Origin of the sequence: Aeromonas sp. (assembly GCF_050633025.1) — a bacterium.
Lineage (GTDB): Bacteria > Pseudomonadota > Gammaproteobacteria > Enterobacterales > Aeromonadaceae > Aeromonas.
Genome location: NZ_JBODRQ010000018.1, coordinates 14,290 through 38,545 on the forward strand (window position 1 = coordinate 14,290; position 24,256 = coordinate 38,545).

21 protein-coding genes are annotated in these 24,256 nt (G+C 59.9%); 14 read left to right on the forward strand and 7 right to left on the reverse strand.

Annotated elements, in window-relative coordinates; all coding sequences use genetic code 11:
- Nucleotides 1-254 precede the first annotated feature (254 nt).
- Entirely contained in the window at nucleotides 255-1,289 is a 1,035-nt protein-coding gene (gene fbp / locus ACRAUW_RS04375; protein WP_431361311.1) for a class 1 fructose-bisphosphatase, read from the forward strand.
- A 245-nt stretch (nucleotides 1,290-1,534) separates the two neighbouring features.
- On the opposite strand, the gene mfd is transcribed toward fbp, so the two are convergent.
- Nucleotides 1,535-5,017, reverse strand: a complete 3,483-nt coding sequence (gene mfd / locus ACRAUW_RS04380) for a transcription-repair coupling factor (protein WP_431361324.1) — start codon at nucleotides 5,015-5,017, stop codon at nucleotides 1,535-1,537.
- 57 nt (nucleotides 5,018-5,074) lie between these two features.
- Complete coding sequence (locus ACRAUW_RS04385) at nucleotides 5,075-5,650, reverse strand: PilZ domain-containing protein (protein ID WP_431361312.1); 576 nt, start codon at nucleotides 5,648-5,650, stop codon at nucleotides 5,075-5,077.
- Between the two features lie 76 nt (nucleotides 5,651-5,726).
- On the opposite strand from ACRAUW_RS04385, the gene ACRAUW_RS04390 reads away from it, so the two are divergent.
- From ACRAUW_RS04390 to lolE, 3 genes are all read left to right on the forward strand, one after another.
- The gene (locus ACRAUW_RS04390) at nucleotides 5,727-6,962 is read left to right on the forward strand and encodes a lipoprotein-releasing ABC transporter permease subunit (RefSeq protein ID WP_431361313.1); all 1,236 of its coding nucleotides are present in this window, start codon (nucleotides 5,727-5,729) and stop codon (nucleotides 6,960-6,962) included.
- Nucleotides 6,963-7,050: 88 nt separating this feature from the next.
- The gene (lolD, locus tag ACRAUW_RS04395; protein ID WP_043825533.1) at nucleotides 7,051-7,749 is read left to right on the forward strand and encodes a lipoprotein-releasing ABC transporter ATP-binding protein LolD; all 699 of its coding nucleotides are present in this window, start codon (nucleotides 7,051-7,053) and stop codon (nucleotides 7,747-7,749) included.
- On the forward strand, nucleotides 7,749-8,990 hold the full coding sequence (lolE, locus tag ACRAUW_RS04400; protein WP_431361314.1) for a lipoprotein-releasing ABC transporter permease subunit LolE: 1,242 nt from the start codon (nucleotides 7,749-7,751) through the stop codon (nucleotides 8,988-8,990). Before lolD ends, lolE begins: the two co-directional genes overlap by 1 nt.
- 87 nt (nucleotides 8,991-9,077) lie before the next feature.
- On the opposite strand, the gene yfbR is transcribed toward lolE, so the two are convergent.
- Both yfbR and ACRAUW_RS04410 read right to left on the reverse strand, forming a co-directional pair.
- Nucleotides 9,078-9,668 carry a 5'-deoxynucleotidase gene (yfbR, locus tag ACRAUW_RS04405; protein ID WP_431361315.1) on the reverse strand — a complete coding sequence of 197 codons (591 nt, stop codon included), beginning with the start codon at nucleotides 9,666-9,668 and terminating at the stop codon, nucleotides 9,078-9,080.
- Between the two features lie 64 nt (nucleotides 9,669-9,732).
- On the reverse strand, nucleotides 9,733-10,125 hold the full coding sequence (locus tag ACRAUW_RS04410; protein WP_431361316.1) for an NUDIX hydrolase: 393 nt from the start codon (nucleotides 10,123-10,125) through the stop codon (nucleotides 9,733-9,735).
- A 327-nt stretch (nucleotides 10,126-10,452) separates the two neighbouring features.
- Between ACRAUW_RS04410 and ACRAUW_RS04415 the strand changes: the two genes are divergently transcribed.
- Nucleotides 10,453-11,298, forward strand: coding sequence for a DUF5718 family protein (locus ACRAUW_RS04415; protein ID WP_431361317.1), 846 nt, complete (start codon nucleotides 10,453-10,455; stop codon nucleotides 11,296-11,298).
- 86 nt (nucleotides 11,299-11,384) lie between these two features.
- Here ACRAUW_RS04415 and ACRAUW_RS04420 read toward each other — a convergent pair whose 3' ends face one another.
- Both ACRAUW_RS04420 and ACRAUW_RS04425 read right to left on the reverse strand, forming a co-directional pair.
- Nucleotides 11,385-11,711 (reverse strand): DUF4377 domain-containing protein, encoded by a 327-nt coding sequence (locus ACRAUW_RS04420; RefSeq protein ID WP_431361318.1) that lies wholly within the window; start codon nucleotides 11,709-11,711, stop codon nucleotides 11,385-11,387.
- A gap of 96 nt (nucleotides 11,712-11,807) precedes the next feature.
- Nucleotides 11,808-13,094 (reverse strand): citrate synthase, encoded by a 1,287-nt coding sequence (locus ACRAUW_RS04425; protein WP_431361319.1) that lies wholly within the window; start codon nucleotides 13,092-13,094, stop codon nucleotides 11,808-11,810.
- A 443-nt stretch (nucleotides 13,095-13,537) separates the two neighbouring features.
- Between ACRAUW_RS04425 and sdhC the strand changes: the two genes are divergently transcribed.
- The 9 genes from sdhC (at nucleotide 13,538) to ACRAUW_RS04470 (ending at nucleotide 23,609) form a co-directional block, all read left to right on the forward strand.
- Complete coding sequence (sdhC, locus tag ACRAUW_RS04430; RefSeq protein ID WP_005333571.1) at nucleotides 13,538-13,915, forward strand: succinate dehydrogenase cytochrome b556 subunit; 378 nt, start codon at nucleotides 13,538-13,540, stop codon at nucleotides 13,913-13,915.
- Nucleotides 13,909-14,253 carry a succinate dehydrogenase, hydrophobic membrane anchor protein gene (gene sdhD, locus ACRAUW_RS04435; RefSeq protein ID WP_005333558.1) on the forward strand — a complete coding sequence of 115 codons (345 nt, stop codon included), beginning with the start codon at nucleotides 13,909-13,911 and terminating at the stop codon, nucleotides 14,251-14,253. The genes sdhC and sdhD overlap by 7 nt, the downstream gene beginning before the upstream one ends.
- A 1-nt stretch (nucleotide 14,254) precedes the next feature.
- Entirely contained in the window at nucleotides 14,255-16,021 is a 1,767-nt protein-coding gene (gene sdhA, locus ACRAUW_RS04440; protein ID WP_040066317.1) for a succinate dehydrogenase flavoprotein subunit, read from the forward strand.
- Nucleotides 16,022-16,037: 16 nt separating this feature from the next.
- Nucleotides 16,038-16,754: a succinate dehydrogenase iron-sulfur subunit gene (locus ACRAUW_RS04445; protein WP_431361320.1), complete on the forward strand. Its 717-nt coding sequence runs from the start codon at nucleotides 16,038-16,040 to the stop codon at nucleotides 16,752-16,754.
- A gap of 115 nt (nucleotides 16,755-16,869) precedes the next feature.
- A complete protein-coding gene (gene sucA / locus ACRAUW_RS04450; RefSeq protein WP_005333548.1) occupies nucleotides 16,870-19,677 on the forward strand; it encodes a 2-oxoglutarate dehydrogenase E1 component in 2,808 nt (935 codons plus the stop codon).
- 35 nt (nucleotides 19,678-19,712) lie between these two features.
- Nucleotides 19,713-20,903 (forward strand): 2-oxoglutarate dehydrogenase complex dihydrolipoyllysine-residue succinyltransferase, encoded by a 1,191-nt coding sequence (gene odhB, locus ACRAUW_RS04455; protein ID WP_431361321.1) that lies wholly within the window; start codon nucleotides 19,713-19,715, stop codon nucleotides 20,901-20,903.
- A 231-nt stretch (nucleotides 20,904-21,134) separates the two neighbouring features.
- On the forward strand, nucleotides 21,135-22,301 hold the full coding sequence (gene sucC, locus ACRAUW_RS04460; RefSeq protein WP_005361097.1) for an ADP-forming succinate--CoA ligase subunit beta: 1,167 nt from the start codon (nucleotides 21,135-21,137) through the stop codon (nucleotides 22,299-22,301).
- On the forward strand, nucleotides 22,301-23,173 hold the full coding sequence (gene sucD, locus ACRAUW_RS04465; protein ID WP_005346088.1) for a succinate--CoA ligase subunit alpha: 873 nt from the start codon (nucleotides 22,301-22,303) through the stop codon (nucleotides 23,171-23,173). The genes sucC and sucD overlap by 1 nt, the downstream gene beginning before the upstream one ends.
- A gap of 136 nt (nucleotides 23,174-23,309) precedes the next feature.
- Nucleotides 23,310-23,609, forward strand: a complete 300-nt coding sequence (locus ACRAUW_RS04470) for a hypothetical protein (protein ID WP_431361322.1) — start codon at nucleotides 23,310-23,312, stop codon at nucleotides 23,607-23,609.
- 403 nt (nucleotides 23,610-24,012) lie between these two features.
- Here the strand turns inward: ACRAUW_RS04470 and ACRAUW_RS04475 are convergent.
- Nucleotides 24,013-24,256, reverse strand: a 244-nt coding sequence (locus ACRAUW_RS04475; RefSeq protein ID WP_431361323.1) for a lipocalin family protein, incomplete at its 5' end; no start/stop codon positions are given.

Below are 24,256 nucleotides of genomic sequence, written 5' to 3' on the forward strand. Positions count from 1 at the left end.
AGTCAGCTCATGGCTTGCCGCAGGTTATTGCCACGAATTAAGGGACAAAAAGTTATCGAATGAAGCCGTATAAAAAGCGTTTTTACCAAAAACTCAAATGAAATTGCCTGTTGATTAGGCAGCTTAATTCGCTGCAAAAACAAAAAATAGACGTTACATTAGGTTACAAATCAAGGCCGCCGGTGATCGGCATTTTTTTTGCTGATGCCTGTAAACGTTTTCAACGTCAACGGATGCAATCTAAAGGAACAAAAATGCGAAACATGATCACCATGGGTGAGTTCATCGTCAAAAAGCAGGCGGATTATCCTACCGCGACCGGCGAGCTGACCTCGTTGCTCAGCTCGATCCGCCTGGCTGCCAAGGTGGTGAACCGGGAGATCAACAAGGCGGGACTGGCGGATATCATCGGTTCCATGGGCGCAGAAAACGTACAGGGCGAGGTGCAGCAGAAGCTGGATGTCTACGCCAACGAACGCTTCAAAGCGGCGCTGGAAGCGCGCGGCGAGGTGTGCGGCATGGCCTCGGAAGAGGAAGAGGACTTCGTCGCCTTTGACTCGCCGCTCTCCAAAAACTCCAAGTATGTGGTGCTGATCGACCCGCTCGATGGCTCCTCCAATATCGATGTCAACGTCTCGGTCGGGACCATCTTCTCCATCTACCGCCGTTTGAGCCCGCAAGGTTCGCCAGTGACGCTGGAGGACTTCCTGCAGCCGGGCAACCGTCAGGTCGCCGCCGGTTATGTGGTTTACGGCTCCTCCACCATGCTGGTCTACACCACCGGCTTTGGCGTCAACGGCTTTACCTATGACCCCTCCATCGGCTGTTTCTGCCTCTCCCACGAGAACATCCGCATTCCGGAAGAGGGCAAGATCTACTCCATCAACGAGGGCAACTACATCAAGTTCCCGGACGGGGTGAAGAAGTACCTGAAATATTGCCAGGAGCGGGACGAGGCGACCCACAGACCCTACACCTCCCGTTATATCGGATCACTGGTCTCCGATTTCCATCGCAACCTGCTCAAGGGCGGCATCTACATCTATCCGTCCGGCACCAACTCGCCGAACGGCAAGCTGCGCCTGCTCTATGAGTGCAACCCGATGGCGTTTCTGGTGGAGCAGGCCGGTGGCAAGGCCTCCGACGGCTTTGGTCGCATCATGGATATCCAGCCCATCGCGCTGCACCAGCGTACCCCTTACTTTGTTGGCTCGACCAAGATGGTGGAGCGCGCCGAGGCCTTTATGCGTGAATTCTCCGCCCATGAGGATCCGGCCAACCAGGGCTGATCGTCAGAGGTGTAGGTTGGTGCTGAGCGCAGCGAAGCCCAACATTTACCGGCGCGATGCCCTCTCCCCCTGGGAGAGGGCAGGGGGGGGGAATGGTTTTCACTGCCCCCCTCAGCCCCGCCCCTTCTCCCACAAGGAGAGAAGGGAGACGCTAGTAGCCAGCCAACATAAACAAAACGGGAGCCGATATGGCTCCCGTTGTAGTTGGCGTTATCTCTCTGGCTCGCCGCCAGCGTTGCAGAGATTCACAGGCTGTTGTTGGCCAGATCAGCCAGCAAGCCATCCACCAGTTTCAGGCGCATGGCCCTGTCCTGGGTCGGCACCTGGAAGCGCAGCCGGGTCGGCCCGTCCATCTTGTAGACCCTTGGCTGGCTGGAGAGCAGTTTGACCAGATAGGCCGGGTTGACCTTGGTCTCCTGGGTGAAGTCGAGATAGCCGCCGCGCTCGCTCATCTCCACCCGGCGAATGCCAAGGGCGGTGGCACGCTGACGGAAGGCCGCCAGCTCCAGCAGGGTTTTGGTCGCCTCCGGCAAGAGGCCGAAGCGGTCGATCAGCTCCACTTTGAGCTCCCGCAGCTCCTGCTCGTCTGCCGCGCTGGCGATCCGCTTGTACATGGAGAGGCGCATATTGACGTCCGGAATATAGTCATCCGGCAACAGCGCAGGCAGGCGCAGTTCCACCTCGGTGTGCTGGCTCATCAGCTGCTCCAGCGATGGCTCCTTGCCATTTTTCAGCGCCTCGACCGCCTGCTCCAGCATCTCCATGTAGAGGGTGAAGCCGACCGATTCGATCTGGCCGCTCTGATCGTCGCCGAGCAGTTCGCCCGCGCCACGGATCTCCAGATCGTGGGTCGCCAGCGCAAACCCGGCGCCGAGATCTTCGAGCGAGGCGATCGCCTCCAGCCGCTTGGCCGCATCCTTGGTCATCAGCTTGGGATGGGGGGTGAGCAGGTAGGCATAGGCCTGATGGTGGGAGCGGCCAACCCGGCCCCGCAGCTGGTGCAGCTGGGCCAGACCGAGATGATCCGCCCGATCCATGATGATGGTGTTGGCGCTCGGAACATCGATGCCGGTCTCGATAATGGTGGTGCAGACCAGCAGGTTAAAGCGCTGGTGGTAGAAGTCGGACATGATCCGCTCAAGGTCACTTTCGCGCATCTGGCCGTGGGCGATGCCGATTCGCGCCTCTGGCACTAATTCGGCAAGATCGGCGGCGCACTTCTCGATGCTCTCCACGTCGTTGTGCAGGTAGTAAACCTGGCCACCACGCTTGAGTTCCCGCAGTACCGCCTCGCGCACCACCGCCGGTTCGTGCTGGCGCACGAAGGTCTTGATGGCGAGCCGCTTGGCGGGTGGAGTCGCGATGATGGAGAGATCCCGCATGCCGGACATCGCCATATTGAGGGTGCGCGGAATAGGGGTGGCTGTGAGGGTGAGGATATCCACATCGGCCCGCAGTGCCTTGATCTTCTCCTTTTGGCGCACCCCGAATCTGTGCTCTTCATCGACGATGAGCAGCCCCAAGTCCTTGAAGGTGAGTTCGGAGCCGAGCAGCTTGTGGGTGCCGATGATGATGTCCACCTTGCCTTCAGCCAATTCTATCATCACAGCGCTCTGCTCCTTGGCGGAGCGGAAGCGGCTCAGTACCTCGACCCGCACCGGCCAGTTGGCGAAACGATCGCGGAAGTTGTCGTAGTGCTGCTGGGCGAGCAGGGTGGTGGGCACCAGCACGGCAACCTGCTTGCCGCCGTGCACCGCCACAAACGCCGCCCGCATCGCCACTTCGGTCTTGCCGAAACCCACATCGCCGCATACCAGCCGATCCATACTCTTGGCCTGACACATGTCACCCAGCACCGCGTTGATGGCGTTGAGCTGATCGTCGGTCTCCTCGAACGGGAAGCTGGCGGCAAACTGGCGATAGGCCTCTTTGTCGTGCTTGAAGGCAAACCCGGCGCGAGCGGCGCGATGAGCGTAGACATCCAGTAACTCGGCTGCCACGTCGCGCACCTTCTCCGCCGCCTTGCGCCGCGCCTTGACCCAGGCCTCGCCACCCAGCTTGTGGCTGGGCGGGTTATCAGAGCCGGTGTAGCGGCTGATAAGGTGCAAACTGGTGACCGGCACGAACAGCTTGTCGCCGCCGGCATATTCGAGGGTCAAAAACTCGGTGGGCAGGCCACCTGCGTCGATGGTTTCGAGTCCCAGATAGCGGCCGACCCCGTGATCGAGGTGCACCACCGGCTGACCCTGGGTCAGCTCGCCCAGGTTTCTGATCACCGCATCGGAGCTTAAGTTTTTGCTCTTCTCCCGCGCCCGTTTGCTGCGCACTTTGCCGCCCAGCAGTTCGGTCTCGGTGATCAGCGCCAATGGATCCTGACCGGCCTCCTGCCACAGGAAGCCACGCTCAAGCGGTGCAACCAGCAGGCCGTGACGATCCTGGCTCGCCATAAAGGCGTCGAGGGAGGGGAACTCTTTGGGTTGCAGCGAGATACGCGCCAGCAGATCGCCGAGCACCTCCCGTCGCCCTTCGGATTCCACTGCAAACAGGGTGCGCCCGGCAAAACCGTGCAGGAACTGGTTAAGCGCCAGCAGGGGTTGCTCCTTGCTGTGATCGAGTTGCAGAGCGGGCAGCGCGGAGATGGGCAGATCGTGCTGACCAGCATCACCGGCGGTAGCGGCCTCTTGCAGCCGCACCGCGCCATATTGGCCGAGGGAGGCAAAGAGCTGCTCCACCGGCAGGTAGATCTGGGCCGGGGGTAGCAGGGGGCGAGTGTTGTCCCAGCGTCTGTCTTCATAGCGCTGGCCGATGTCGTTCCAGAAGCGCTGGGCGGCGGGGTAGATATCCCCCACGGTGAGCAGCAGGGTCTCTTCCGGCAGGTAGTCAAACAGGCTGGCGGTCTGGTTGAAGAAGAGCGGCAGATAGTACTCGATGCCGGCGGGCCAGCGCCCCTTGCTCACCTCCTGATAGACGGAGCCCTCGGCCCGCGACAGCTCGAACTGCTCGCGGAACTGGCCGCGAAACAGCTCGATGGCCGCTTCATCGGTGGGGTATTCCCGGGCAGGCAGCAGGCTGACCGTCTTGACCGGTTCGCTGGAGCGCTGGGTCTCGGGATCGAACGGGCGGATGGAGTCCACTTCATCGTCGAAGAAGTCGATGCGATAGGGGCTGCTACTGCCCATGGGGAAGAGATCGAGCAGGGAGCCGCGGGCGGCAAATTCGCCATGTTCCAGCACCTGATCCACCGCCACGTAACCCGCCTCGGCCAAGCGTCCACGCAGCTGTTGCAGGTTGAGGCGCTGGCCGGCCTTCACCATCAGACTGTATTTGTCGAGATAGACCCGGGGGGCGCAGCGCAACATCAGGGTGGAGATGGGGACAATCAGTACCCCCTTGCTCATCTGCGGCAGCTTGTAGAGGGTCTCGAGCCGCTGGGAGATGATGTCCTGATGGGGAGAGAAGGTGTCGTAGGGCAGGGTCTCCCAATCGGGGAACAGCAATACGGGGGCGGACTGATCGGCTAGCTGCTTGTCTGCCAGCAGCTTGTCTGTCAGCAAATACTGCAGCTCCTGCTCCAGGCGCAGGGCGCTCGGGGTATCGGCGGTGATAAGCAGTACCGGCCCCTTGGCTTCACTGGTGAGACGGGCTGCAATCAGCGAGAGGCTGCTGCCGACCAGCTGGCCGAGCGTGATCTTTTGGCCCGCTTTGGCGGGCAAGGCGGGGAGTGTCATTGGCATGGTTCGATTCTTTTAACGTTGACGTTATTCTATCGCTGACGTTCGCTCTGGTTAGCGCTGACGTTCTTGGGCGCGCAGCTTGAGCTGCTTCGATTGCACGTGGAGGCTGGCACGAACCAGCAGTTCACGGTCATCTTCGCGGATCCGCACATAGTCGAGCAGCACATGGGTGCCATGTTCACTGCCGTCGAGCTGCTTGACCTGGCCATAGCAGTAGATGGCGGCCGCCTCTTCCCGCAGGAAGATCTTGAGGCGCACTATCTGGTGCAGGTGCGGCGCATCCCCGTGATCATGATAGGGGTGCAGATAGGTGAGCTGGCCGGCCCCGAAACGCAGGGTGTGGAAGCGCTGCTCCGGATGGTCCTGCACGGAGAGCACATAGCCCATGATCATGTCGATCTTGCGGGACTGCTGATTGACGATCTCGATCAGATCGTGCATCGACTCATTCTGGTTGCGCAGCAGGCGAGTGGTCACCAGATCGATGGAGGTAATGGCCGAAGAGATCCGAAAGGGCTCCGGCAGCTCAGCGTCAAGCTCCTCCAGCGAGGGGAGGTGGAAGTCGGCCGGCATGGGGATCACATTGACCGGCGTGGCATGAGTGACGCTGAAGAACTGTTCCTGCATGGAGGCTATCCCTTGTTGTCATGGACGGTTTCCCTTTATTATCCGGTATCTTATTTTGTTGGCAACGTACATATCCTTGAAGACCGGACTTTTTCAGCCCCTTTCGCTGGCCATCGGCCTGCGTTATGCAGGCTCGAAGCGCAGCAATCGCTTCGTCTCATTTATCTCCCTGTTCTCTACCTTTGGCATCGCCATCGGGGTTGCCGCCCTGATGGTGGTCATTTCGGTGATGAACGGTTTCGAAGGGCAGCTCAAAGGGCGCATCCTCGGGGTGATCCCCCATGTGGTGGTGACCAACCAGGCTGGCCGTATTGATGCAGACCCGCAAGGCTTGCCGGATCTGGCCAAATTACCCAATGTGGTCGCCTCGGCCCCCATGCTCGACAGCGAAGGGATGCTGCAAAGCCCCGGCCAGCTGACCGGGGTGAGCGTGCAGGGGATCGACCCTGCGCACTGGCCGAAGGATGACATCCTCCACAGCCAGATGCTGGGGGGGCGCCTCGATACCTTGCAGGCTGGTCACTACCGCATCGTGCTGGGGCAGGGGGTGGCACGCCGCCTCAATGTCTCCATCGGTGATCAGGTTCGGCTGATCCTGACCGAAGGGACCCGCTTCACCCCGTTTGGCCGGGTACCGGCCCAGCGCCTCTTTACTGTCTCCGGCATCTTCGGGGTCGGCGCCGATGTGGATAACCAGATTGCGTTGATCGCCCTGGGGGATGCCCAGCGGTTGCTGCGCCTGCCGACAGAAACCGTCGGTGGCATTCGCCTCTGGCTCGATGATCCCTTTGCGGCCGACGAGGTGATCAAGACGCCGCTGCCCGACGGATTGGTCTGGCAGGATTGGCGCCGCGAACGGGGCGAGCTGTTCCAGGCGGTCGCCATGGAAAAACGGATGATGGGGCTGATGCTGGTGCTGATCATCGCCGTCGCTACCTTCAACATCCTCTCCGCGCTGGTGATGGTGGTGACGGACAAGGAGGGCGAAGTGGCCATCCTGCGCACCATGGGCATGAGTGAATCGGGGATCGTCAAAATCTTCATGGTGCTTGGCGCCTCCAGTGGGGTGATTGGCGCCCTGTTTGGCGGACTGGCGGGCCTTGCGCTCTCCTTGGGTCTCAACCCCCTACTCAATGCGGTGGGGCTCAACCTCTATATGGCGGCGGGCGGCAGTGGTCTGCCGGTGATCGTCGAGCCGGCTCAGGTCATCACCATTTTGCTGGGCGCCGTGCTGCTGAGCTTCAGTGCCACCCTCTATCCGGCGGCCCGCGCTGCGCGGGTTAAACCGGCCGAGGCGCTGCGTTATGAGTAATGCCGTGAATAATACATCTTCTGTTGTGACTGGTTCCCCCGTTGTTGCGGGTGCCAGCGTTGTTACCGAGGCAAGTGGAGCCCCTGTTATGAATGAAGCCGTATCCCGTGAACCTCTGCTGCGCTGCCAGGCGCTTAATCATGTCTATAAAGAGGGGGAGCTGGAGACTCAGGTGCTCAAGGGGATCGATCTCTGCGTCGCGCCTGGTGAAATGCTGGCAGTGGTGGGGAGCTCGGGCTCCGGCAAGACCACTCTGCTGCATCTGATGGGGGCGCTGGACAACCCCTCCAGCGGCGCCGTGTTGTTCAAGGGGGAGGATATCCACCATTGGGATAGCCGCACCCAGGCGAAGTTTCGTAACCGCGAGCTGGGCTTTGTCTACCAGTTCCACCACCTGCTCTCCGAGTTCAGTGCGCTGGAAAATGCGGCCATGCCGCTGCTGATCGCCGGTGAGTCGGTGGCGGTTGCCACCGAAAAGGCGACCAGAATGTTGGGACGGGTAGGGCTTTCCCATCGCTTGAACCACCGCCCCTCCGAGCTCTCCGGGGGCGAGCGCCAACGGGTGGCGATCGCCCGGGCGCTGGTCAACGAGCCGAGTCTGGTGTTGGCGGATGAGCCCACCGGTAATCTGGATCATGCCAGTGCTACTGCTGTCTACGAACTACTGTGTGAACTGAACCGTGAGCTGGGCACTGCGTTTGTGGTAGTGACCCACGACTTGAGCCTGGCGGCCAAGCTCCATCGCCGGGTGACCCTGGTGAGCGGCGTGATGGCGGAGGTTGCCTGATGTTCAAACCGCTGCCCCTCTTTCTGGGCCTGCGTTACAGCCGCTCCCGCCGTCGCAACGGGTTTATCGCTTTTATCTCCGCCTCTTCCCTGATCGGTATCGCCCTCGGGGTGATGGCGCTGATCCTGGGCCTCTCTGCCATGAACGGTTTCGAGCGGGAGCTCAAAGACAGGGTGCTCTCGGTCGTGCCGCAAGGTGAGCTGGACGCCGTCAAGCGGCCGCTGCCGGACTGGCCCCGTCTGCGCGACTACCTGCTGGCCCAGCCGGGTGTCGAGGCGGCCGCGCCGGTCATTCGCCTCAATGGCCTGCTGGAGCATGGCTCTGCCCTCAAGGGGGTGCAACTGCGCGCCGTGCTGCCGGAGCTGGAAGCCAATCTGTCGGATGCAGGCAAATACATGACGGGCCGTGGTCTGCGTGAGCTGCAACCGGGCGAGCACGGGGTGATCCTCGGCAAGACCATCGCCGACAAGCTGGGAGTCAAGGTAGGGGACGCTGTTGCCCTGCTGCTGCCGCAAGGAGGCGATCAGGCGGGGATCAAGAATCCTCGCCGCGAAGCCCTGACCGTGGTGGGGCTGCTGGAGATCGGCGGTCAGCTCGACGGGCTGCTCGGCTTTATGCATCTGGCCGATGCGCAAGGGATAACCGGTATGGGCAGCGATGTGGAGGGCTTCAGCCTGCGGGTGAGCGATGTGCTTAATGCACAAAATATTACGATCGCCGCCGCGCAGCAGTTCCCCCATCACGTCTATATCCGCAGCTGGATGAACAGTCAGGGTTACCTCTATCAGGACATCCAGATGGTGCGTACCGTCATGTATGTGGTGATGCTGATGGTGGTGGCCGTCGCCTGCTTCAATATCGTCTCCACTCTGGTGATGGCGGTGAATGAGAAGCGCAGCGAGATTGCCATCCTGAAGACCATGGGGGCGAGCCCCGGCCAGATCCGGCTTACCTTCGTCATTCAGGGGATGGTCAACGGCGTGGCCGGAGCGCTGCTCGGCGCCCTGCTGGGCGGGCTGCTCTCCAGCAAGCTGACCCAGATCCTGGGTGTCATCGAGAAGCTTATTGGCCACCGCTTCCTCAATCCGGATATCTACTTTATCGATTTCTTGCCGACCGAGTTGCATATGCAGGATCTGCTTATCGTGACGGGCGCAGCCATCCTGATGAGTCTGGTGGCGACCCTCTATCCCGCCTGGCGGGCGAGCGGTCTGGTACCGTCCCGCGAGCTGGGTCACTGATGCGTTGCATCTAATGCGCAATAAAGAACGAAGGGCCCGCCGGTGCAAACCGGCGGGCCCTGCTGTTTTCAGGTCATGTCGGCTGGCTTAGTGAGCGTTAAGCTCATCGAGCGGCAGGGAGAAGCTGGCTACGAAGGTGTCGATAAAATAGCGCATCTCCTCGCTCATCCGGGCCTCCAGCATGGCTTCGAGGCGCTTGCGAGCCGGTTCAAACTCCCGGTTGCCGGCGTTGATCTCCTCCAGACACTTGGTATAGGCACAGAGGGTGTCGGCATCTTTCACCAGCCTTGCCAGCTTCTCATCCTGGGCTGCCGAGTCGAGCAGCGGGCGAAAATCCTCCATCAGTTCTGGCGGCAGCATGCCAAGCAGACGCTGCTCGGCGGCCAGCTCTATCTTCTTGTACTCGCGGGCAATTTCGGGGTTGAAGTATTTGACCGGGGTGGGCAGATCGCCGGTCAGCACCTCGCTGCTGTCGTGATAGAGGGCCATCACGGCGGCGCGGTCGGCATTCACGCTGCCGCCAAACAGCCGGTTTTTGATGATGCCGAGAGCATGGGCCACCATGGCGACTTGCAGGCTGTGTTCGGCAATGTTTTCCGGCTGGATGTTGCGCATCAGGGGCCAGCGGTAGATGAGCTTCATGCGGGCGAGATTGGCGAAAAAGTGGCTGGGTAACATGATGACCTCAACAAAAGAGAGTAGAAAAGGGCAGACCTTGGTCTGCCCGCGCATGATTACAGGGTTAGCGAATACGTCCCTGCGCCTGTAGCCAACGGAAGAGCAGACGTGAGACGGGAGAGATCTCGTCGAGATGGCTGCTGTCGAGCCATCGCAGCTCGGCAATTTCGGCCGAGGCGACCGGAGTGCCGCTCGTTTCGCCTGTGTAGCAACGCAGTCGCACCTCGACCCCTGCCGGTTTGCCATCGGCCTGGGCGCTGAACTCGCAGGCAAAGCACAGGGTATCGGGTTGCAGGGTGACTGCCAGCTCCTCTTCAATCTCGCGGATCAGCGCCGTCTCATCGCTCTCCCCCGGTTCCCGCTTGCCGCCGGGGATGTAATAGACGTTCTTGCCGTGGGAGCGAGCGCAGAGCAGTTGCTGATCTTTAAAGGTGAGCCAGGCGAGTTTGTCGATCATCCGTTTTCTCTCCGATGGGGTTGCCGTGAGGTGCAGTGGCGCACCCAAGCGCACTGCTGTTTTGCATGCAGGCAGCCTAACAAAGATGAAGTTGACTCCCAAGGAGAAAGAGGGGCAAGGCGGGAAACGCAATGTTTCCAGTGGGGCTGGCGGGCGAGTGAAAGCGTGAACAAGCACAGGTTCTGCATCCCTAAAAAAGCGCACTGGCGCACACCACGACAGGGCCGGACTGGGCGAAGGTGGGGCCCTTGTGGTTTAATCTTGCCACTTTAGCGGTAGTGGGCGACGAGCCTGCTACTTTGCGTGGGCAAGATGCAGGTGAGCAAGATGCAGATAGCAGCAGAGAGCAAGTTTATTGGACTCGGGGTAGCGGGTAATTTCGCCGGTCATCTGGAGCAGGCGGGTGAAGCATCGGATTTCGTGGCGGTCGTGGTGCGTGACACCACGGCGCCCAAGGCGCTGTTCCCCTTCTTCGTGCCGGGTCATCCGGGTCAGCTCGGGGTCTTTCCGCTGAGCAATAACGCCATCTTCCTGCCGGAAGCGGCGGTCAGTGGTGACGAGAAGGTGCAGATTGAGCCGGAAGTAGCCCTCTGGTGCGAGCTGGAGTATGCCGGCAAGCAGGTGGTGGCGATCCATCCCCGTGCCTTTGGCGCCTATAACGACTGCTCCATCCGCCGTCCCAACGCCAAGAAGATCAGCGAGAAGAAGAACTGGGGCGAAGAGAGCAAGGGGTTGGCGGACAAGCTGCTGCCGCTTTCCGGTTTTGCCGCCGGTTGCGAGCTCGATGACTATCACATCGCCTGCTATCTGGAGCGCGATGGCGAGCTGCACGCTTACGGGGTAGACAGCGCTGCCATCGACTACAGCTACTTCCACGGTAAGCTGCTCGACTGGGCCATCGACAAGTTCAACCATCAGCAGGATGAGGGGCCGGCGGAGCACATTCAGGGGCTGCTGGCGCAGGCGGGGCATCCTCCCCACGCGCTCATCAGTATCGGCGCCACCCGTTATACCCCGTTTGGCGAGACCCACTTCCTCAAACCGGGCGACACCTCCTGCGTGGTGGTCTACCCGGGCAGCCGTTATAGCGAAGCGGATATTCGCGAGGCGATCCGCAGCCGCAACTTTGGCGCTGATATGTCGGTACTGCTGCAGGCGGTGCAGCCGCGCTAATCACCGTTGCCAGCGGGAAAGTGTCTCTTCAGTGGAGTTGTAACCATAAAAGAACGGGGGATGGCGTCTGCCATCCCCCGTGTTTGTTACTTGCTGGCGACCTTGCTGATTACCTTGATCAGCTGATAGCGCAGGGAAGGGGCATCGGCCGGCACATCGGTGAGCTGCTCCTTGCTGACAGTGAGCTGATACCGATAGCCCGGCTCGAACTGGAAGCCTTCAATATCCTGGTAGAAGAGCGTCCAGGGCTGCTGCTCATCACTGCGAACCTGCATGCACAGCATTGGGCCAACCCCGACACAATCGACCAGCTGGCTGTTGATATAGAGGGTCTCTTCCTGTGACGGGATAGGGGCGTTCTGGCAGGCAGAGAGCAACAGGGCTGCCGTGGTACCGAGGAACAGGGGCTTCATGATGGACTCCTTCAAAGCGAAAGAAGGGCATTAGAGCGGCAAACAAAAAGGCGGTCAATGACCGCCTTGTTAACAAGCGATGTTGATTCGCTCCAGTTAGCGCTGATCAAGTGGGATGAAGTCCCGTTGCGGGTGACCCACGTAGAGTTGGCGCGGACGACCGATCTTGCTGTCCGGGTCTGAGTGGAACTCGTTCCAGTGGGCAATCCAGCCGATGGTGCGGGAGATGGCGAAGATCACGGTGAACATGCTCATCGGGATGCCGATCGCCTTCATGATGATGCCGGAGTAGAAGTCCACGTTCGGGTAGAGCTTCTTCTCGACGAAATAGGGGTCGGAGAGCGCAATGCGCTCCAGCTCCATGGCTACGTCCAGCAGCGGATCCTTGATCTGCAGCTCGGTCAGTACTTCGTGGCAGGTTTCACGCATCACAGTGGCACGAGGATCGTGGTTCTTGTAGACGCGGTGACCGAAGCCCATCAGGCGGAACGGATCATTCTTGTCCTTGGCGCGGCCGATGTACTCGGGGATGCGATCCACCGAGCCTATCTCCTCCAGCATGCGCAGGCAGGCTTCGTTGGCACCACCGTGTGCCGGTCCCCACAGGGAGGCGATCCCAGCGGCGATACAGGCGAACGGGTTGGCACCAGAGGAACCCGCCAGACGCACCGTTGAGGTCGAGGCGTTTTGCTCGTGATCCGCATGGAGGGTAAAGATACGATCCATGGCGCGTTCAACGATTGGGTTGACCTTGTACTCTTCGGTCGGCACGCCAAACATCATGTGCAGGAAGTTGCCGGCGTAGGAGAGGGCATTGCGCGGCTGCATGAACGGCTGGCCGATGGAGTACTTGTAACACATGGCGGCCAGGGTCGGCATCTTGGAGAGCAGACGGAAGGCACAGATCTCGCGATGCTGCTCGTTGTTGATGTCGAGGGCATCGTGATAGAAGGCGGAGAGGGCGCTGACCACACCGCACATGATAGCCATGGGATGAGAGTCGCGACGGAAGCCGCGGAAAAAGAAGGCGATCTGCTCGTGCACCATGGTGTGGCGAGTGACCAGACGTTCGAACTCGGCATACTGCGCTTTGGTCGGCACCTCGCCGTACAGCAGGATATAGCAGACTTCCAGATAGGTGGCCTGGGTGGCCAACTGGGCGATGGGGTAACCCCGGTGCAGCAAGACACCCTGATCCCCGTCAATGTAGGTAATGGCAGATTTGCAAGAACCGGTGGCCATGAAACCGGGGTCAAAGGTGAAATACCCCTGTGATCCCAATTTTCTGACATCGATGACATCCGGGCCGATGGTGCCGGAGAGGATCGGCAGTTCGACCGGCTCTTTTCCGGGCAGATGTAGGGTGGCTATCTTATCAGCCATAGCACGTCTCCTTTGCTCTTTATAATTTGGTTCCAGTCCTACTCTATTACGACTTTTATGACGCAGGCAAAGGTTGTTACCCATACCGCAGTTGGCTGGAGCGCCTTATTTGAAACAGAGTTCCCTATCAATGTCAATTTTGCTGAAACCCCATTAATGGCACTGGTTAAATGTTAAATAAAATTTGCGATCCGGTTGGCGGTTTTGTGGTTTCCTTGTAGCCAATTGATTGTCTTCGGTTAAGGCCGCCGATATACTGCGCGACGTGGGTTATGGCTACAGGGTGTTTGAAACGCTTTGGCAAAGCCAGGTGTGAAATTGAAAACTCGACTTTTGGCTTTTCCAGAGACCTTTGGTAACAAAAAACCAACAATCACCATTCCATGCCCTCACAGTGAGTTAAAACAATAACTAACGTGCTCAATGGAGCTGAGTGGGCAAGCGTGAAAAACAAACAGAGACCGGTCAACCTAGACCTACAGACGATCAGCTTTCCTGTCACTGCTATTGCATCCATCCTGCACCGTGTTTCAGGGGTCATTACCTTTGTTGCACTGGGTATCTTGCTATGGATGCTTGGTACTTCACTCGCCTCTCCCGAAGGGTTTGAAACCGTGGTTGCCATCATGGACAACTTCCTGGTCAAACTCGTGCTGTGGGGGATCCTGACTGCGCTGGCATACCACATTGTGGGCGGCTTGCGTCATCTGGTCATGGATATGGGCTATTGGGAAGAGCTGGAATCCGGCAATCAGAGCGCCCGCGTGGCCTTCGTGATCACCGCGATCCTGGCTGTATTGGCGGGAGTGCTTGTATGGTAACCAATTCTGCAACCTTCGGGCGCAGCGGCGTTCACGATTACATCCTGATCCGCGCCACCGCCCTCATCATGACCTGTTATGTCCTCTATCTGGTCGGTTTTGTCGCGTTCAACGACATCACCTACGAGGTATGGGCAGGCTTCTTCGCCAAAACATTCACCAAGGTATTCACCCTGTTGACCCTGCTCTGCGTACTGATCCACGCCTGGATTGGTCTGTGGCAGGTGCTGACTGACTATATCAAGCCGGTAGGGCTGCGCGGGGCGCTGCAATTTGCCCTGGTCGTAGTGCTGTTTGTCTATCTGATGACGGGTTTCGTCGTGCTGTGGGGTGTGTAAGGTGACTATTCCAACTCGTGAATTTGATGCGGTGGTGATTGGTGCCGGTGGTGCCGGTATGCGCGCCGCGCTGCAGATTGCCCAGTCCGGCAAGAGCTGCGCTCTGTTGTCCAAGGTTTTTCCAACCCGTTCTCACACTGTTTCCGCCCAGGGCGGGATCACGGTTGCGCTGGGCAATGCCCACGACGACAACTGGCAGTGGCACATGTATGACACGGTAAAAGGTTCCGATTACATCGGTGATCAGGAAGCCATCGAGTACATGTGCAAAACCGGCCCCGAGGCTATCTATGAGCTGGAGAACATGGGGCTGCCCTTCTCCCGTTTCGATAACGGGTCTGTCTACCAGCGTCCGTTTGGTGGTCAGTCCAAGAATTTCGGTGGCGAGCAGGCTGCCCGCACTGCGGCTGCGGCCGACCGTACCGGTCACGCCCTGCTGCACACCCTCTACCAACAGAACGTCAAGAACAAGACCACCGTCTTCTCCGAGTGGTATGCGCTGGATCTGGTGAAGAACCAGGACGGCCACGTGGTGGGTTGTACCGCCATCGATATGGAGAGCGGTGAAGTGGTCTACTTCAAGGCCAAGGCCACCGTGCTGGCCACCGGCGGCGCCGGTCGCATCTACCAGTCCACCACCAACGCCCACATCAACACAGGTGACGGCGTCGGCATGGCGCTGCGTGCCGGCGTCGGCGTGCAGGACATGGAGATGTGGCAGTTCCACCCGACCGGCATCGCCGGGGCTGGGGTGCTGGTAACCGAAGGCTGCCGTGGTGAAGGCGGCTATCTGCTCAATAAAGATGGCGAGCGCTTCATGGAGCGTTATGCGCCGAACGCCAAGGACTTGGCCGGTCGCGATGTGGTGGCCCGCTCCATCATGATCGAGATCCGCGAAGGGCGTGGCTGTGACGGTCCCTGGGGCCCGCACATCAAGCTCAAGCTGGATCACCTCGGCAAAGAGGTGCTGGAATCCCGTCTGCCGGGCATCTGCGAGCTCTCTCGCACCTTCGCCCACGTGGATCCGGTCAAAGAGCCGATCCCGATCATTCCGACCTGCCACTACATGATGGGCGGCGTGCCGACCAACGTGAATGGCCAGTGCCTGACCCAGGACAAGAACGGCAACGATGTGCCGGTAGTCGGCCTGTTTGCGGTGGGTGAGATTGCCTGCGTCTCGGTGCACGGCGCCAACCGTCTGGGTGGCAATTCCCTGCTGGATCTGGTGGTGTTCGGCCGCGCTGCCGGCATGCATCTGGTCAACACCCTGGGCGAGATGGATCACGGCCGCGATGCCTCCGAGTCGGACCTGGATGCCGCATTGGCCCGCTTCAACCGCTGGGAAAATTGCCGTGACGGGGAAGACCCGGTGCAGATCCGCAAAGATCTGCAGCGTTGCATGCAGAACAACTTCTCAGTGTTCCGCGAAGGTGCGGCGATGGCAGAGGGTCTTGCCGAGCTCAAGGTTATCCGCGAGCGCCTCAAGTCAGCCCGTCTGGATGATACCTCCAAAGAGTTCAACACCCAGCGCATCGAGTGCCTGGAGCTGGACAACCTGATGGAGACGGCGTTTGCCACGGCGGTTGCCGCCAACTTCCGTACCGAGAGTCGCGGTGCTCACTGCCGCTTCGACTTCCCGGATCGCGACGATGAGAACTGGTTGTGCCACAGCCTCTATCATCCGGACACCGAGTCCATGACCCGTCGCGCTGTCAACATGTCACCCAAGACCCGTGAGGCGTTCCCGCCCAAGGTCCGGACTTACTGATTGCGGAGCCAGCCCTATGAACGTCAAATTCTCTGTCTACAGATACAATCCGGATGTTGATAACGTCCCCCATATGAAGGATTATCATCTTGATATTCCTGAAGGTTCCGACATGATGGTGCTCGATGCACTGATCCAGTTGAAAGAGCTGGATCCCACGCTTGCCTTCCGGCGCTCTTGCCGCGAAGGGGTCTGTGGATCAGACGGTCTCAACATGAATGGCAAGAACGGTCTTGCCTGTATCACCCCGCTCTCCGACCTGCTGAAGAAGGGCAATAACGTTGTTATCCGTCCCTTGCCCGGCCTGCCGGTGATCCGTGATCTGGTGATCGACATGACCCAGTTCTACACCCAGTGGGAGAAGGTCAAACCCTTCCTCATCAACGATGACAAGTTGCCGCCGGTGCGTGAGCACCTGCAATCCCCCGAAGAGCGCGCCAAGCTTGACGGCCTGTACGAGTGCATTCTCTGTGCCTGCTGTTCCACTTCGTGCCCCTCCTTCTGGTGGAACCCCGACAAGTTCATCGGTCCGGCCGGGCTGCTTGCCGCCTACCGCTGGCTGGCTGACAGCCGCGACACCGCGACTACCGAACGACTGGGGGATCTGGACGATGCATTCAGCGTGTTCCGCTGCCACGGCATCATGAACTGCGTGAATGTTTGTCCGAAAGGCTTGAACCCGACCAAGGCGATTGGCCAGATCAAGTCGATGTTGCTCAATCGGGCTGTTTAGTATCAGGGCCGGTCAGGTGCTGGCCCGACCTCTGGATAGCCATCCCACCCGTGGCAGGATGGCTATTTGACCCCTACAAGCTGCGCAGCAGTAACAAGAAGTACAAGGGATAGAAATGCATAACGGCGTGATGAAGGCCTGGTTGGAGTCATCTCACCTGGCTGGTGCGAATGCAAGCTATATCGAGGATTTGTACGAATCCTTCCTGGAAAATCCTGACTCCGTGTCCGACGAGTGGCGCAGCCTGTTTAGCGAGCTGCCCCAGGTCAATGGCCATGCGGTTGAACAACCCCACTCCCAGGTCCGCGATTATTTCCGTCGTCTGGCCAAGGATCCCTCTCGCTACAGTGCTCCCGTCTCTGATCCGCAAGTGGATGCCAAGCAGGTGCGGGTATTGCAGCTGATCAACGCCTTCCGTTTCCGTGGTCACCAGAATGCCAATCTGGACCCGCTGGGCCTGTGGCAGCGTGAAACCGTTGCCGAACTGGATCCGGCGTTCCACAACCTGCAGGGCGCAGATATGGAGGCCACCTTCAATGTGGGCTCCTACGCCATCGGTCGCGAGACCATGGTGCTCTCCGACCTCTACGCCTCGCTGAAGAAGACCTATTGCGGCTCCATCGGCGCCGACTACATGCACCTCACCTCCACGGAAGAGAAGCGCTGGCTGCAACAGCGTCTCGAATCCATTGAAGGGAAGGGGAGCTACACCCTCGAAGAGAAGACCCGTTTCCTCGAGAGCCTGACCGCCGCCGAAGGGCTGGAGAAATATCTGGGCGCCAAGTTCCCGGGAGCCAAGCGCTTCTCGCTGGAAGGTGGCGACGCCATGATCCCCATGCTCAAGGAGCTGATCCGTCGCGCCGGTGAGCAGGGCTGCAAAGAGGCCGTTATCGGTATGGCCCACCGCGGTCGTCTCAACGTGCTGATCAACGTGCTGGGCAAGCGCGCTCAGGATCTGTTCGACGAGTTTGCCGGCAAGCATGGCGAATCCTGGGGTACCGGTGATGTGAAGTACCATATGGGCTTCTCCTCCGACTTCGCCACCCCGGGTGGCAATGTCCACCTGGCGCTCGCCTTCAACCCCTCTCACCTCGAAATCGTCAACCCTGTGGTCATCGGCTCGGTCCGTGCCCGTATGGATCGTCGCGGTGACAAGGATGGCTCCAGCGTGCTGCCCATCACTATCCACGGTGACTCGGCCATGGCCGGTCAGGGCGTGGTGGCCGAGACCTTCAACATGTCCCAGACCCGTGCCTATGGTGTCGGCGGGACGGTGCGCATCGTCATCAACAACCAGGTGGGTTTCACTACCTCCTATATCCGTGACCTGCGTTCCACCGAATATTGCACCGACATCGCCAAGGCGGTGCAGGCGCCGGTGCTGCACGTCAACGGGGATGATCCGGAGGCTGTGGTGCTGGTGACCCAGATTGCACTGGATTACCGCAACACCTTCAAACGCGACGTGGTGATCGAGCTGGTCTGCTACCGTCGTCACGGTCACAACGAAGCGGACGAGCCGAGCGCGACCCAGCCGCTGATGTACCAGAAGATCAAGCAGCACCCGACTCCGCGCAAGATCTACGCCGATCAGCTGGTGGCCGAGGGGAGCCTCGCTCAGGAGCGGGCGACCGAACTGGTCAACGAGTATCGCGAAGCGCTGGATCGCGGCGAGCGGGTGAGCAAGGAGTGGCGGCCGATGGAGCTGCACTCCGTCGACTGGACCCCTTATCTGGGCCACGACTGGAACATGGCCTATGAGAGTGCTGTGCCGATGGATCACCTCAAGAGCCTCGGCGAGCGGGTGAGCCAGTATCCGGCGACCCACGTGCTGCAGCGTCAGGTCGAGAAGATTTACGAAGACCGCCGTCTGATGGCCGCTGGCGAGAAGCTGGTGGACTGGGGCTTTGCCGAGACCCTGGCCTACGCCACTCTGGTGGACAAGGGGTCCCGCATCCGCTTTACCGGTGAAGATTCCGGCCGTGGCACCTTCTTCCACCGCCACGCCGTGCTGCACAGCCAGACCGATGCCAGCACCTACACCCCGCTGTGCAACCTGCACGACGAGCAAGGCCCGTTCGAGGTGTATGACTCTGTGCTGACCGAGAACGCGGTACTGGCCTTTGAATATGGTTACGCCAGCGCCGAGCCGGCTGGCCTCACCATCTGGGAAGCCCAGTTCGGCGACTTTGCCAACTGTGCCCAGGTAGTGGTGGATCAGTTCCTCTCCTCCGGCGAGCAGAAGTGGGGCCGGATGTGCGGCCTGACCATGCTGCTGCCGCACGGTTACGAGGGGCAGGGCCCGGAGCACTCCTCCGCCCGTCTGGAGCGTTATCTGCAGATGTGCGCCCAGCACAACATGCAGGTGTGCGTGCCCTCTACCCCGGCGCAGGTGTTCCATATGCTGCGTCGTCAGGTGGTACGTCCGATGCGCCGTCCGCTCATCGTAATGACGCCAAAATCCCTGCTGCGCCACCCGCTGGCGGTGAGCAAGCTCGAAGAGCTGGCGGAAGGCACCTTCCAGAACGCCATCGGCGAGATCGATGCGCTGGATCCGAAAGCGGTCAAGCGCGTGGTCTTCTGCTCCGGCAAGGTCTACTACGACCTGCTCGATGCCCGTCGCAAGGCCGAGCAGCAAGATGTGGCACTGGTGCGAATTGAGCAGCTCTACCCCTTCCCGGAAGAGGAAGTGCGCGCCATTCTGGCCGATTACAGCCATGTCACCGACTTTGTCTGGTGTCAGGAAGAGCCGCAGAACCAGGGCGCCTGGTACTGCACCCGTCACCACTACGATGGCGTGCTGCCAGCCGGAGCTACCCTGCGTTATGCCGGTCGCCCCGCGTCAGCCTCACCGGCCGTCGGTTACATGTCTGTCCACGCCAAGCAGCAAAAAGCCTTGGTGGAAGATGCCCTTACCCTGTAAAGCCTCTGGCATAGAAGTAAAAAGGAACTGATTGGATGACTATCGAAATCAAGGTACCGGATTTGCCGGAATCAGTGGCCGATGCCACTATCGCCACCTGGCACAAAAAACCGGGCGATCTGGTCGCCCGTGACGAAGTGCTGGTCGACATCGAGACCGACAAGGTGGTGCTGGAAGTGCCGGCACCGCAAGCTGGTGTGCTGGGGGATATTCTGCAAGGGGAAGGGGCGACTGTATTGTCCCGTCAACTGATTGCCATCCTCACCGCCGCCCCGGTGGCCGGTGAAGAGACCAAAGAGAAACCCGCTGAAGCGGTGGCCGATGATGGTGCCGAGGCCTTAAGCCCCTCGGTTCGCCGCCTGATTGGTGAGCACGACATCGACGTGACCAAGCTGACCGGTACCGGCAAGGGTGGTCGCATCACCAAGGATGATGTGGAAGCCTTCATCAAGGCCAAGAGCCAGCCTGCGGCAGCCGCACCGGTCGCAACTGCAGCCCCGGCAGTCAAGGTTGCCCCGCTGGGTGGTCGCACCGACAAGCGGGTACCGATGACCCGTCTGCGCAAGCGCATTGCCGAGCGTCTGCTGGAAGCGAAAAACACCACCGCCATGCTGACCACCTTCAACGAGGTCAACATGAAGCCCATCATGGATCTGCGCAAGCAGTACGGCGAGATCTTCGAGAAGAAGCACAGCATCAAGCTCGGCTTTATGTCCTTCTACGTGAAGGCGGTAGTGGAGTCCCTCAAGCGCTATCCGGAAGTGAACGCGGCGCTCGATGGCGATGACGTGGTTTACCACAACTACTTCGACGTCAGCATCGCCGTCTCTACCCCCCGTGGTCTGGTGACGCCGGTGCTGCGCGACTGCGACAACATGAGCCTGGCGGACATCGAGAAGGCCATCAAGGATCTGGCGGGCAAGGGCCGTGACGGCAAACTGACCGTGGATGAACTGACTGGCGGCAACTTCACCATCACCAACGGTGGCGTGTTTGGCTCCCTGATGTCTACCCCGATCATCAACCCGCCCCAGAGCGCCATTCTGGGGATGCACAAGATCCAGGATCGCCCGATGGCCGTTGACGGCAAGGTCGAGATCCTGCCGATGATGTATCTGGCGCTCTCCTACGATCACCGTCTCATCGACGGACGCGAATCGGTAGGCTTCCTGGTTTCCGTCAAGGAGCTGCTGGAAGACCCGACCCGTCTGTTGCTGGACGTCTAAGCCAAGAGCACCCTGGCAAAGGGCCGAAGCCCCGAGCCGTGTGTGTTGCTGGACGTCTAAGCCTGTGGTACCCGGGCAAGGGGTTTGCGCCCCGAGCCGAATGTGCTGCTGGACGTTTGAGTAATACCCGAGCGATTGAAAGATAACGAGGGGCCGCCCAGGCCCCCATTCACAGGGGATTGAGAAACACCAGCCCCGGACGGAAATACCTACAACACGGATAGAGCATCTATGAATCTGCATGAATATCAGGCAAAACAGCTGTTTGCCGAGTATGGCCTGCCGGTCTCCGAAGGTTATGCCTGTGCTACCCCACAAGAAGCGGCCGAAGCGGCCGACAAGATTGGCGGCAATACCTGGGTTGTCAAATGCCAGGTACACGCCGGTGGCCGCGGTAAGGCGGGCGGCGTGAAAGTGGCCAAGAGCAAGGATGAGATCCGTGCTTTTGCCCAAAACTGGCTTGGCAAAAATCTGGTGACCTACCAGACCGACGCCAACGGCCAGCCGGTGACCAAAATCCTGGTAGAGTCTTGCACCGACATCGCCAAAGAGCTCTACCTGGGGGCCGTGGTTGACCGTGGTTCGCGCCGCGTGGTCTTCATGGCCTCGACCGAAGGTGGCGTGGATATCGAGAAGATTGCCCACGAAACTCCCCATCTGATCCACAAGGCGGCCATCGATCCGCTGGTGGGTCCGCAGGCTTATCAGGCCCGCGAACTGGCCTTCAAACTGGGTCTGGTCGGCGATCAGATCAAGCAGTTCACCAAGATCTTCATGGGTCTGGGCCAGATGTTCCTCGACTGCGACTTCGCGCTGCTGGAGATCAACCCGCTGGTGATCACCGCGCAGGGCAACCTGCACTGCCTGGATGGCAAGATCAACATCGACGCCAACGCACTGTATCGTCAGCCCAAGCTGCGCGAAATGCACGACCCGTCACAGGATGACCCCCGCGAAGCGCACGCTGCCCAGTGGGAGCTGAACTATGTGGCCCTCGATGGCAACATCGGCTGCATGGTCAACGGCGCGGGTCTGGCCATGGGCACCATGGACATCGTCAACCTGCACGGCGGCAAGCCGGCCAACTTCCTTGACGTCGGCGGCGGCGCCACCAAGGAGCGCGTGACCGAAGCGTTCAAGATCATCCTCTCCGACAGCAACGTCAAAGCGGTGCTGGTCAACATCTTTGGCGGCATCGTGCGCTGCGACATGATCGCGGAAGGCATCATAGGTGCGGTCAAGGAAGTGGGGGTCAAGGTGCCCGTCGTGGTCCGTCTGGAAGGCAACAACGCCGAGCTGGGTGGTATCAAGCTGGCCGAGAGCGGCCTCAACATCATTGCGGCCAAGAGTCTGACCGATGCCGCGCAGCAAGTCGTCAAAGCAGCGGAGGCCAACTGATGAGCGTACTGATCAACAAGGACACCCGAGTCATCTGCCAGGGTTTCACCGGCGGTCAGGGTACTTTCCACTCCGAGCAGGCGCTCTCCTACGGCACCCAGCTGGTGGGTGGCGTCTCCCCAGGCAAGGGTGGCACCACTCATCTGGGCCTGCCGGTGTTCAACACCGTCCGTGACGCAGTCGAAGCGACCGGTGCTACCGCCACCGTCATCTATGTGCCGGCACCGTTCTGCAAGGACGCGATCCTGGAAGCGATCGACGCGGGCATCAAGCTCATCGTCACCATCACCGAAGGCATCCCGACGCTGGATATGCTGGATGTGAAAGTGAAGCTGCAAGAGACCGGCGTGCGGATGATCGGCCCCAACTGCCCGGGTGTGATCACTCCGGGTGAGTGCAAGATCGGCATCATGCCGGGCCACATTCACAAGCCGGGCAAGGTGGGCATCGTCTCCCGCTCCGGCACCCTGACCTACGAAGCGGTCAAGCAGACCACTGACGAAGGCTTTGGCCAGTCCACCTGCGTCGGTATCGGTGGCGACCCCATCCCGGGCTCCAACTTTATCGACATTCTGGAGATGTTCCAGAATGACCCGCAGACCGAAGCGATCGTGATGATCGGCGAGATCGGCGGCAACGCCGAGGAAGACGCGGCCGCCTATATCAAGGCCCACGTCACCAAGCCGGTGGTCTCCTATATCGCCGGTGTCACCGCGCCTCCCGGCAAGCGGATGGGCCACGCTGGCGCCATCATCTCCGGTGGCAAGGGTACCGCCGCCGAGAAGTTTGCCGCGCTGGAAGATGCTGGCGTGAAAACCGTCCGCTCCCTGGCCGATATCGGCAAGGCCCTGCGTGAAGTGACCGGCTGGTAATTTCTGTTAGCCCTTGATATCTAATAACACGCCGCCCGATGGGCGGCGTTTTTTTGGCGATTTCACGCCAGAAAATCGTAATCAACAAAGTCCAAGCCTTCAGAGTGAGGTGCTCGAGTGGAGAAGTGGAGAGAAGATGGCAACTAAAGATATTTCGACACTTCAGGTGTGCCTGGCGGTCGCTGAGATGCACCGCCAGCGCATTCGATGTGGCATGCGCTTTGAGTATGCAGTGACCCTGCTCGAGCAGAGCACCGGCCAACCGACCAAGGTATGCAAGAATGCCATCTACCGGGAGGTTGACAGGAAGATGGTCGAATGGGGGATCTACCGATCGATCGGCTGGTTAAGTCATCAGGGAATTGCCTACCTGCAGCAGTCGATCGAGGCAAGCGATGCCATCTCTTCGCAGGAGGATAAGCAGCCGCTCGTCTGATCTTTTCCTCGGTGGATGGAAGAAGGCCCCCATCCCAGGCTCACAGTGTCCCTTTCTGGTCGAGCGGTGCAATACTGCCCCATGCCCGAGCGATCTGTACAAAAAAACTTCATGCTCTCGCCCTATGGGGCTGCTCGGAGACGATGGACTGCCAGATCTCTTGCCACATAAATGCCATCCTTGTGCATGCTGCATATGAGTTGAACGACTCAAACCGGTTAATGCTGTCGCCATGGGAGCTGTACAAAAATTCGCGATAAGACCCATCTGCAGGGTATCAAACGCTGACTCACCTTGTTGAGTAAAAAAACTGTCCAAGTTGTCGGATTTTAATGAGTGCCTGATAGCGTTCCGGTTTTGGAGCAGGCGTCAGGATAAGGGATAACCGGCGATGGCCGCAGGCTTAATAGCCGGTCATCTCCAGATAGCCGACACCTTGAGCATCTCCCGAGACCGTCACAGCCCCTTCCCAGTAGTCAAAGCGGCCGCTCATCGCCTGATTGGGCTGGCGGGCCTCGATGGTTAGGCTCATTCCGGCGGCGTTTAGCTGCCACTCGACGGGGTAATCCTGCCCCTTGGGGCCGCGCCAGGTGTTGCCCGGCGTAAGGCGAATCGCGTCGGGGGCGAGCACCCGGCTGCTGCCATCC